Source organism: Pseudomonas sp. NPDC089918, from assembly GCF_050280605.1.
In the GTDB taxonomy this organism is placed as follows: Bacteria; Pseudomonadota; Gammaproteobacteria; order Pseudomonadales; family Pseudomonadaceae; genus Aquipseudomonas.
In genome coordinates this window covers 43247-52887 of the sequence record NZ_JBNNVP010000043.1, presented here as the reverse complement: position 1 = coordinate 52887, position 9641 = coordinate 43247, and the positions used below count along the sequence as shown (strand labels likewise).

Here is a 9641-nt window from a genome sequence, read left to right as displayed (position 1 = left end):
TCACCGAGGAAGCCCAACTGCTTGGCGCGCTCGGTGGCAAAACCGGCGGGCGCCACCGAATTGACCAGAATCTGGTCCTTGGCGCAGGCCTGGGCAAAGGATTTGGTCAGGCTGACAACGGCCGCCTTGGTCGCGGCGTAATGAGCATTCTGCGGGTGAGCCTTGAAGGCATCGACCGAGGTGACATTGACGATGCGACCGGTCACGGCAGGCGCCGCCACGTAGGCCTGCATGTGTTTCACTGCGGCCACCATCATGTGGTAAGTGCCTTTAATGTTGACGGCATTCTCCAGATCCCACTCCTCGTCAGTGATCTCGAAAATATCCTTTCGTGGATAGATCGCGGCGCTGTTGACCAGGCAATCCACGCGCCCCAGTGCATCGACGATTTGCTGGAAAGCACCATGGGCAGACGCCTGACGGGAGATGTCACCCGCCGCCGTGGCAACCTCGCAACCGTCGGCGCGCAAGATCTCTGCCGCGGCCGCCATCAACTGCTCATTTCTGTCAATGATGCCGATCTTGCCTGCGCCACGCTTGCGCATCAGCTTGGCCGTTTCCAGCCCAAGCCCCGAAGCGCCACCTACGATTACGACCGTTTGCCCATCCATAAAACACCTCCGCGATTAGTCTTTACGTAAGATGCCTGTTGTCTTACATTTGGTCAAACGCGATTTGCTCGACCAAGGTCGACAGACTCCCAGTTCGAGAACACAGGACTCACAATGCGTGCGGGCACCCTCTCCTCAAGACCAGTACCAAACAATCCCCGCGACCGTCTTCTCGATGTAGCGCTGGAACTCTTCGCGACACGCGGTTATCAGGCGATAGGTTTACGAGATTTGGCAAGCCCGTTGGGGCTACATGCAGGATCGCTTTACGCCCATATCGAGAACAAGCAGTGCCTGCTGTTCGAGCTGATAGAGGGCGCACTCTCCGATCTCCTGGCAGATACGAAACGCCGCATGCGCGGTGCCAGGACCCACCGTGATCGCTTGCACAGATTTGTCCATGCGTTCGTCGCGTTCAACCTGGCAGAAAAGCACCGGTTGCTGTTGGTGACCCGAGAATTCATCAATCTGACGGACGAGCAAAAGCAGGAGATCAACCACCTGAAGACTAGTTACGCCGCCTTGCTGAACACAATTATCGCGGCCGAATGTGGTGAGAAAGGTTGTATCAGCAAACGGACGGGGCTGATTACAGAAGCAGTCATTGGGATGCTTTACGGACAATCCCAATGGCGAAGTATCGAGCTCACTGAGCAGAACCTGACTGACACACTGACCAAATTTGTCATAGGCATCATCACCTGCGATAAAGACACAGCGCTCCGGGCTTAAACACAATGCGCCCTCTACGACATTCGCTGCTCAACGAATTGTAGACCCGGCTGTCACTGTATTTCAACGAGCCGGGCTATCTCATCGAGCGCAACCTCTGACGTTTAACAACATCGAACAACCCGTTTAAAAACCCAAAACCACTCAGCTTTCGTGGACTGAGTGGTCTTGGGGCTGTCTTGCGACAACTCGTTCAGGGCTGCGTTTCTAACTCACGGGCACACCCCTTGTGCAATTCGGCCGCGAGCTTCTCCTCATCCAGTGCCCCTTCCCACTTGGCAATGAACAGCGTGGCGACACCGTTACCGATGACATTGATCAACGCCCCGCCCTCGGAAATAAACCGGTAGACCCCAAGTACCAACACCAGCCCCGCCGCCGGAATCACATCCAGGCTGCCGAGAGTAGCCGCGAGGGTGATGAATGCACCGCCGGTGACACTGGCCGCGCCTTTGGAGGTCAGCAGCAGAATCAACAACAAGGTGACCTGGTGCCACAGGTCAAGCGGGATATCCAACGCCTGCGCGATGAAAATCGCCAGTACCGTCATGTTGATGCAGCTGCCATCGAGGTTGAAGCAGTACCCCGAAGGCACCACCAGTCCCACCACCGATTTTTCGCACCCCAGGCGCTCAAGCTTGCCCATCAACCGAGGCAATGCCGACTCCGAAGATGAGGTACCCAACACCAGAAACAGCTCATCGCGGATGTACTTGAGAAACTGCCACAGGCTGAAACCGGCCAGGCGCGCGACCAGATTGAGGATCACGAACACAAAAAACAGCGCCGTGACGTAGTAGCAGATCAGCAAATTGCCATAGGCCGCCAGGGAACCAACGCCGTACTTGCCGATGGTAAAGGCCATGCCGCCGAAGGCCCCGAGCGGCGAGACATACATCACGATCTTGACCATGCGGAAGAACGCCTGGGCCACCAGATCGATCAGGTTCAGCAGTGGCTTGCCGGCAGCACCGAGCATCTGCAAGGCGAAGGCAAACAGGATGGAAATGAACAGCACCTGGAGAATATCGCCTTCGGCAAACGCGCCAAACACGGTACTGGGAACGATATGGGTGAGAAAGCCCACCACACTCTGTTCATGGGCCAACTTGCTGTAGCTGTCGATGGCATGGCTATCGAGGGTCGCCGGATTGATGTGCATGCCCGTACCAGGCTGCATCAGGTTGACCCCGATCAACCCGATCACCAGCGCCAGTGTGGTCAGCACTTCGAAGTACAGCAACGACTTGAAGCCGACCCGACCGATGCGCTTGAGGCTCTGCATACTGGCAATGCCGCTGACCACGGTGCAGAAGATGATCGGTGCAATCAGCATCTTGATCAGCTTGATGAACGTATCACCCAGGGGCTTCATTTCTTCGCCGAGGCTGGGGTAGAAATGACCGAAGATGATGCCCAGCACAATCGCCAGCAGCACCTGCACATACAGGTGGCGGAACACTCGGCGCAGTCGTGAATGGCTCGGTTTTTTTTCGGCAATCGAGGGTGTAATTGTTGTTGTCATGATGGCTTCCTCGCAGGCGTGATGCATTTCCCCAGGCCGCCGACCGCCACATCGATGCACGACCGATCGTCTGGGAAAGAGTGTTTCGGGGGGATGATTACTTCTGGACGTACTCGGAAATCTCGATCAGGTTGAGATCGGGATCACGCAGGTACACCGAGCGAATGGGCCCCCTGGCCCCGGTTCGGCTCACCGGGCCGTCAACCAGCGGCCAGTTCACCGCTTTAAGGTGGGCGATGACCTGGTCCAGCGGCACGCTGGCGATTACACATAAGTCCAGCGAGCCTGGTGCCGGCAGATGGGCCTTGGGTTCGATTTCATGACCGCGCACGTGCATGTTGATTTTCTGGTTGCCGAAGGTGAAGGCCACCCGGCCCTCGCCGAATTTTTCCAGGTGCATGCCCATCACCTCGGTGTAGAAGTGAATGGTCGCTTGCGGGTCGGTGGCGGTCAGGACGATGTGGTCGACGTGATCGATCATCCCTGCCACCGGGGCACCGGGCGGCACGATGGCCGCCGCCCCGGCAGGCGTCACCTGCAACAATGCGCCCAGGGACAGTGTGGCAATGAATAACGAGACAAGCTGACGGACCGGTGTGATTGTTATTGTTTTCATGAGTGGACCTTATTGTTGGGTGGTGAAGCATTTACGACACGAGGTTGATCAGGTTCCCCGAGTGGTAGCCCTCCAGGTTTCCAAGGATGCCGTCGGCCAGCCGTTGCAGGCTGCTCTGGCTGGCCCAGGCCACGTGGGGAGTAACGATCAGGTTGGCATGGCGGCTATTGAGCAAAAGGTGATCGGCCGCAGGTGGCTCCTGGCAAAGCACATCAAGGGCCGCGCCACCGAGGCGGCCGCTGTCCAGCGCATCGAGCACCGCCGCTTCATCCACCAACGGCCCGCGAGCGGTATTGATCAGCAACGCGCCGGGTTTCATCTGCGCCAGCTCCAGGGACCCGATCAGGTGTCGGGTACGCTCGGTCAGCGGACAGTGCAGAGAGATCACGTCGCTTTGTGCGAGCACCGTTTCAAACGACTGGTACCCCTTGCGCACCGGGACCACGCCACGGTGTTCGGCAAACAGCAACTGCATGCCCAGGGCGCTCGCCAGACGTGCCGTGGCCAAGCCGATACCACCTCGGCCGATGATGCCCAGCACGCTGCCCTGAACATCCCGGATCGGCGCGCGATGGACGCAAAAATGCCGCGAATCCGGCCAGTCCCGCAGCGCGGCGGCCTGATAGACGAACAACTGTCGACGCAGGGCGAAGATTGACGCGATCACCGACTCGGCGACGCTTTGCGCCGAGTAGGCCGGGACATTACACACCGTCACGGCAAAATCGCGGCAAGCCGCCAGGTCAATGCAGTCGTAACCGGTGGCCGCGACGCAAATGAATCGCAGGTTCGGCAGTTGCTCAAGTTCGGCCCGGCCAATGCGCACCTTGTTGGTGATCACGGCATCGGCATCCCGGGCGGCGTCCACCACTTGGTCCGGCGTCGTGTCGGGGCGGTCCTGCCAGTCCGTGACCCAGGCCGGGCGAGCAATGCTCACGGGCAGGCTGTCGCTGTCGAGAAACACTACTTTCATGCTGCACGCTCCGGCTGGGCGGGTTCGGAAATCTCGATCAGGTTCAGGTCCGGATCACGCACATACACCGAACGGATCGGCCCGGTGGCACCGGTGCGCAACACCGGGCCTTCGATGATTGGCCAGTCGACACGCGCCAGGTGAGCAATCACTTGGTCCAGGGGGATCGAGGCGATAAAACACAGGTCCAGCGCTCCCGGCACCGGCAAGTGCGCCTTGGGCTCGAACTCGTGGCCACGCACGTGCAAGTTGATTTTCTGCTGACCGAAAGCGAACGCCTTGCGCCCACCGGCGAAGGTTTGCACCTGCATGCCCATGACCCGCACGTAAAAATCCTCGGCAGCCACGGGGTCGATGGTGGTCAGCACCAGATGGTCGAGATGATCGATCATGGGTGCAGCTCCGGGGTGCGGGCCGACGGCACCTGTTTTTCCAGGCTGGCGACGTGGGCGGGTATCGGGTGCAAGTCCAGGCGTTTGCCGGCCTTGAGGATCTGGCTCGGAATGTCGTGACCGACCAAACCCGGCAACTGCTCGGCAACCGCCAGCACCCGGTCCAGATCAACCCCGGTGTTGAAGCCCATCAACTGCAACATGTGCAACAGGTCTTCGGTGCACACATTGCCGCTGGCCCCCGGCGCATAAGGGCAACCGCCCAAGCCGCCAAGGGACGAATCGAAGCGATCGACCCCGGCCTCAATGGCCGCCAGCGCATTGGCCAGGGCCATGCCACGGGTATTGTGGAAATGCAGGGTCAGTTGCAGCGCCGGAAAACGCTCACGGACTGCCCGGGACAGCGCCTCGACCTGACTCGGGTACGCCATGCCCGTGGTGTCGCACAGGGTCACGCCGCGAGCACCCAGGTCGGCAAAACGCTCGACCCAGTGCAACACCTCCCCCACCGGCACATCGCCCTGCATCGGGCAACCGAACACTGTCGACAACGACACATTGATCGCCACCGGCCCCTGACCGATGACGCTGACCACTTCGCTGAGCTGGGCAAACGACTGCTCGCGGCTCATGCGCAAATTGGAACGGTTGTGCGGTTCGCTGACCGACATCACCAGGTTGGCTTCATCGATGTTGCACGCCAGAGCCCGCTCGGCGCCGCGCACGTTAGGCACCAGCACGGTGTATTCCACCGCCGGGTTGCGGCGGATGCCTTGCATCACCGCCTCAGCATCGCGCAGCGCGGTAATGGCCTTGGGCGAGGTAAACGAGGTGACCTCGATCTTGGCGAAACCACACTGACTGAGGGCGTCGATCATGGCGATCTTGTCGACGGTTTCGATAAAGCGCGCTTCATTCTGGAAGCCGTCACGGGTCGCGACTTCCTGCAAGAAAAGACGTTGCATGTTCATTCTCCGGTTCAAATGATGCCGCGTTGGCGCCAGTCGGCTTGCTGTGCAGCGTCGATGCCGAGCTCGCCCAGAATCTCGGCGGTATGCTGGCCCAGGGTCGGTGCCGAGCGCGTCACGCTGCCAGGCGTGGTACCCAGCTTGGGGACGATGCCGGGCAAGGTCACCGGCGTGCCGTCTTCCAGCTGGCTGTCGAGCAGCATGTCGCGCGCCCGGTAATGCGGGTCCTGGGCAATGTCGGCGGCGTTGTAAATCCTGCCGGCCGGAATGCGCGCCTCGGTCAGGATCGACAAGACTTCGTCGAGGCTGAGCCGCGCGGTCCATTCGGAGATGGCGGCATCGATGCGCTCGACCTGCAGCACTCGGCCGTGATTCTGCGCGAGCTCGGGATCGGCCCCCAGATCACGGCGACCAATCACTTCCATCAGGCGCTGATAGATGCTGTCGCCATTGCCGGCGATCAAGGCAAAACCACCGTCACGGCAGCGATAGGCATTCGTCGGGGCGATACCCGGCAAACTGCTGCCGGCGGGCTCACGAACGGCATTGAACACCGAGTATTCGGGCAACAGGCTTTCCATCATGTTGAACACCGACTCGTACAGCGCCACGTCGATCTGCTGGCCGTCACCGCCGTTTTGCTCGCGATGACGCAGGGCAAGCAAAATGCCGATCACCCCGTGCAAGGCCGACAACGAGTCGCCAATGGAAACGCCCACCCTGACCGGCGTGCGCCCGGGCTCGCCGGAAAGATGCCGCAGCCCTCCCATCGCTTCACCGATCACGCCAAATCCGGGGCGGTCACGGTAAGGCCCGGTCTGGCCGTAACCGGAGACCCGCAGCATGATCAGTTTCGGATTCAGGGCGTGCAGTGTGTCCCAGCCCAGCCCCCAGTTTTCCAGGGTGCCTGGGCGAAAGTTCTCGATCAGCACATCCGCATCGGCCAGCAACTGGCGCACGACCTGCTGGGCTTCACTCTGGCGCAGATCAAGGGTCAGCGAGCGTTTGTTACGAGATTGCGCGGCCCACCAGACGGAAGTACCGTCATGCAGCAGGCGCCATTTGCGCAATGGGTCACCGGTGACCGGAGGTTCGATCTTGATCACGTCGGCGCCAAACTCACCGAGCATTTTCGCCGCAAATGGCCCGGCAATCAGTTGACCGAGCTCCACGACCTTGACACCTTGCAGAGGTAACCTCATGACGTTTCCCGTTCTTGTTGAGTGCTTGTGGCATGGATAATCGACACAAACCGGGCAGATGAAAATTTCATATTTCGCCACTACTCTTTCCAGAATGGAAAACCTTGGATCCCTTTGATGATCAACCCCCTGCATTTCGATCTGCTGTCCTTACGCCTGCTGATCTTCGCCGCCGAATCCGGCAACCTGACCCGTGCCGCCGAAAAGGCCAACATGACGGTCTCGGCGGCCAGTAAACGGTTAGCCGAGCTGGAGCGAACCACCCAGTGCCCGCTGTTCGTGCGCCTGCCAAGGGGGCTTGAACTGACTGCGGCGGGACAAGGGATCGTTGAACATGCCAGAACGATTCTGGAAGGCGTGAACCGGATGGCGTGCGACGCCAGTGATTACGCGGTCGGTGTGCGCGGGCATGTGCGCTTGTTCGCCAACACATCCGCCGTCGTCCAGTTTCTGCCGGATGACCTCGCGTCGTTCCTGCGCGCCAACCCGAACGTGCGTATCGGATTGGAAGAAGCGCTCAGCGAACCCATCATTCAAGCCGTGGAAAACGGGCGTGCCGATATCGGTATTTTTGCCGATAACGTACCGGCAGAGGGACTGTACAAACTGCCCTACCGTGATGACCGACTCGTGCTGTTGGTGCCGGTCGGCCATGAACTGGCCAATGAGCGCTGCGTGTCCTTTGCCGACACGCTTGGCTTCGATTATGTAGCACTCAACCAAGGCAGCTCGTTGCTGCGCAGAATCACCGATGCCGCCGTGAGTGCGGGCAAGATCCTCAAGGTGCGGATTCAGGTCAGCAGCTTCGACGGCATCTGTCGCATGATCGAAGCAGGCTTGGGTATCGGGATCTTACCGTTGCCATCCGTGCGTGCCGAACTGCTCGGTACACGGCTGATGGCTGTCGACTTGAGTGATGACTGGGCTCATCGCACCTTGTTCGTGGGGGTCGCGAGTCAGGCGCAACTTGCGCCGGAAGCGGCCAAATTGTTTGAGTATCTGAGCAGCGTGCATGGCTGACAGTGGCGTAAAGGTCCCTGTCCACGCACTTGGATTACGGGTGGCCAAATCATCAAAAAACCACTGCCTCATGTGTGCGTGGCACATGCGACAGTGGCAAAAGCGCAGTAGTTACCTCACGTCTAATTTACGAGTGCACACTACGACCGTACCCAGGCGACTTCGCGAAATTGTCCTCGACCGTTCCAGTGCCATCCAGATACCCGTGTTTACGCAAATCAGGCATTAATACCGAAGCAATGAACGTCACGCATACCAATGCAGCTACGTAATAGAAGAAGTAACTTTCAATCCCCATCGACTTAAGCATCAACGCCACGTACTCCGCGGTACCGCCACACAATGCATTGCCGATCGCATATGGCAGACCAACGCCCAACGCCCTGACCGAGGCGGGATAAAGATCCGCTTTAAGTACACCTGTGACGGGCGTATAAAATGCAGCAACAAGAAGACCAGACATAATTAGCACAAAGGCCGCATACGGGCTCGATACCGTCTTTAACGTGGTTAAGATCGGCACAACTAACACTGTTGCCAAACCACCAAATATCATCATGCTTTTTTTCACGCCAATACGGTCTGCCAGCAGGCCGAAAAATGGCTGACAAATCATGAAGCACACCAAGGCAGACGTCATGATAAAACTTACTGTCCCTGCATCCATCCCCACTGACAGCACTAGGTATTTCTGCATATACGATGTGAACGTATAGTAGTACAGCGAACATCCCATGGTGATAGCCACCGTTAAAATGACGGCCCGCTTATGCTTTAACAACGCGCGAATAGAGCCGGCTTCCTTACTCTTCATTTCTTTTACTGAGGCTGTTTCAGTCATGGATCGACGTAGAAACACGACTACGATGGCGCTAATCGCTCCGATAAAAAATGGAATTCTCCAACCCCAGGCTTTCAAATCTTCCGGAAGCAATACGTGCTGAAGAACAGCAACCGTCAGCAGCGCAAGCAGCTGACCTGCAATGATTGTGGTGTATTGGAATGAACCGAAAAATGATCGGCGCCCGGCAGTCGACATTTCACTGATGTAAGTGGCACCCGTTCCGTACTCCGCGCCCACTGAAAGGCCCTGCATCAGCCTGGCTATAACCAACAGGATGGGAGCCGCGACACCAATCGACTCATACGTTGGCATGATCGCGATCATCAAAGACCCACCGCACATCATGAAAATCGAAATGATCATTGATATTTTTCGACCGCGCGTATCCGCAATGTAACCAAATATCCAGCCACCGAGGGGGCGCATAAAAAAGCCGACAGCAAAAATCCCCGCGGTCGCTAACAGTTGACTGTTTTGATCTCCTGCCGGAAAAAACAGCGAAGCAAAATAGATAGACGTATAGGCATAGATGAAAAAATCATACCATTCAACCAAATTGCCCGAGCAAGCTCCGAGTATCGCTCGAACCCGTGTTTTATTGGTGACGGGAGGACATTTGACAGCACTGTTATCAGCATTACTTATTATTATCATTTCAATCTCCACGAGCGGAAATAATCTGTTGACGCACTTACGCGCCAAACCACCAGCCCAACAACAGTCTGCGCGAAGACAAAAGCCACTCGCACAGACTGCCT

At 58.1% G+C, this 9641-nt stretch carries 10 protein-coding genes; 2 read left to right on the top strand and 8 right to left on the bottom strand.

Annotation, left to right across the window (positions count from 1 at the left end; all coding sequences use genetic code 11):
• Positions 1 to 611 (bottom strand): SDR family NAD(P)-dependent oxidoreductase (locus ACQKPC_RS24755; protein WP_427626957.1); only part of this gene is annotated, 611 nt, incomplete at its 3' end.
• A gap of 114 nt (positions 612 to 725) precedes the next feature.
• On the opposite strand from ACQKPC_RS24755, the gene ACQKPC_RS24750 reads away from it, so the two are divergent.
• Positions 726 to 1343, top strand: a complete 618-nt coding sequence (locus ACQKPC_RS24750; RefSeq protein WP_427626955.1) for a TetR/AcrR family transcriptional regulator — start codon at positions 726 to 728, stop codon at positions 1341 to 1343.
• Between the two features lie 193 nt (positions 1344 to 1536).
• Here the strand turns inward: ACQKPC_RS24750 and ACQKPC_RS24745 are convergent, their stop codons facing one another.
• The 6 genes from ACQKPC_RS24745 to ACQKPC_RS24720 all read right to left on the bottom strand — a co-directional run bounded on the left by ACQKPC_RS24745 (position 1537) and on the right by ACQKPC_RS24720 (position 7019).
• Positions 1537 to 2868, bottom strand: coding sequence for a dicarboxylate/amino acid:cation symporter (locus ACQKPC_RS24745; protein WP_427626953.1), 1332 nt, complete (start codon positions 2866 to 2868; stop codon positions 1537 to 1539).
• Positions 2869 to 2965: 97 nt separating this feature from the next.
• Complete coding sequence (locus tag ACQKPC_RS24740; RefSeq protein ID WP_427626973.1) at positions 2966 to 3349, bottom strand: VOC family protein; 384 nt, start codon at positions 3347 to 3349, stop codon at positions 2966 to 2968.
• Positions 3350 to 3515: 166 nt separating this feature from the next.
• Entirely contained in the window at positions 3516 to 4457 is a 942-nt protein-coding gene (locus tag ACQKPC_RS24735) for a D-2-hydroxyacid dehydrogenase (RefSeq protein ID WP_427626951.1), read from the bottom strand.
• A complete protein-coding gene (locus tag ACQKPC_RS24730; protein ID WP_427626949.1) occupies positions 4454 to 4849 on the bottom strand; it encodes a VOC family protein in 396 nt (131 codons plus the stop codon). Before ACQKPC_RS24730 ends, ACQKPC_RS24735 begins: the two co-directional genes overlap by 4 nt.
• A complete protein-coding gene (locus ACQKPC_RS24725; RefSeq protein ID WP_427626947.1) occupies positions 4846 to 5814 on the bottom strand; it encodes a hydroxymethylglutaryl-CoA lyase in 969 nt (322 codons plus the stop codon). Before ACQKPC_RS24725 ends, ACQKPC_RS24730 begins: the two co-directional genes overlap by 4 nt.
• 14 nt (positions 5815 to 5828) lie before the next feature.
• Entirely contained in the window at positions 5829 to 7019 is a 1191-nt protein-coding gene (locus ACQKPC_RS24720; protein WP_427626945.1) for a CaiB/BaiF CoA transferase family protein, read from the bottom strand.
• Between the two features lie 117 nt (positions 7020 to 7136).
• On the opposite strand from ACQKPC_RS24720, the gene ACQKPC_RS24715 reads away from it, so the two are divergent.
• A complete protein-coding gene (locus ACQKPC_RS24715; protein WP_427626943.1) occupies positions 7137 to 8039 on the top strand; it encodes a LysR family transcriptional regulator in 903 nt (300 codons plus the stop codon).
• A gap of 127 nt (positions 8040 to 8166) precedes the next feature.
• Here ACQKPC_RS24715 and ACQKPC_RS24710 read toward each other — a convergent pair whose 3' ends face one another.
• A complete protein-coding gene (locus tag ACQKPC_RS24710; protein ID WP_427626941.1) occupies positions 8167 to 9537 on the bottom strand; it encodes an MFS family transporter in 1371 nt (456 codons plus the stop codon).
• Between the last annotated feature and the right edge of the window lie 104 nt (positions 9538 to 9641).

Bases quoted from the DNA above. Each gene is read 5' to 3' on its own strand.
- ACQKPC_RS24730 (WP_427626949.1), bottom strand. From the start codon at position 4,849: ATGATCGATCATCTCGACCATCTGGTGCTGACCACCATCGACCCCGTG.
- ACQKPC_RS24745 (WP_427626953.1), bottom strand. From the start codon at position 2,868: ATGACAACAACAATTACACCCTCGATTGCCGAAAAAAAACCGAGCCAT.
- ACQKPC_RS24750 (WP_427626955.1), top strand. From the start codon at position 726: ATGCGTGCGGGCACCCTCTCCTCAAGACCAGTACCAAACAATCCCCGC.
- ACQKPC_RS24735 (WP_427626951.1), bottom strand. From the start codon at position 4,457: ATGAAAGTAGTGTTTCTCGACAGCGACAGCCTGCCCGTGAGCATTGCT.
- ACQKPC_RS24715 (WP_427626943.1), top strand. From the start codon at position 7,137: ATGATCAACCCCCTGCATTTCGATCTGCTGTCCTTACGCCTGCTGATC.
- ACQKPC_RS24725 (WP_427626947.1), bottom strand. From the start codon at position 5,814: ATGCAACGTCTTTTCTTGCAGGAAGTCGCGACCCGTGACGGCTTCCAG.
- ACQKPC_RS24740 (WP_427626973.1), bottom strand. From the start codon at position 3,349: ATGATCGATCACGTCGACCACATCGTCCTGACCGCCACCGACCCGCAA.
- ACQKPC_RS24710 (WP_427626941.1), bottom strand. From the start codon at position 9,537: ATGATAATAATAAGTAATGCTGATAACAGTGCTGTCAAATGTCCTCCC.
- ACQKPC_RS24720 (WP_427626945.1), bottom strand. From the start codon at position 7,019: ATGAGGTTACCTCTGCAAGGTGTCAAGGTCGTGGAGCTCGGTCAACTG.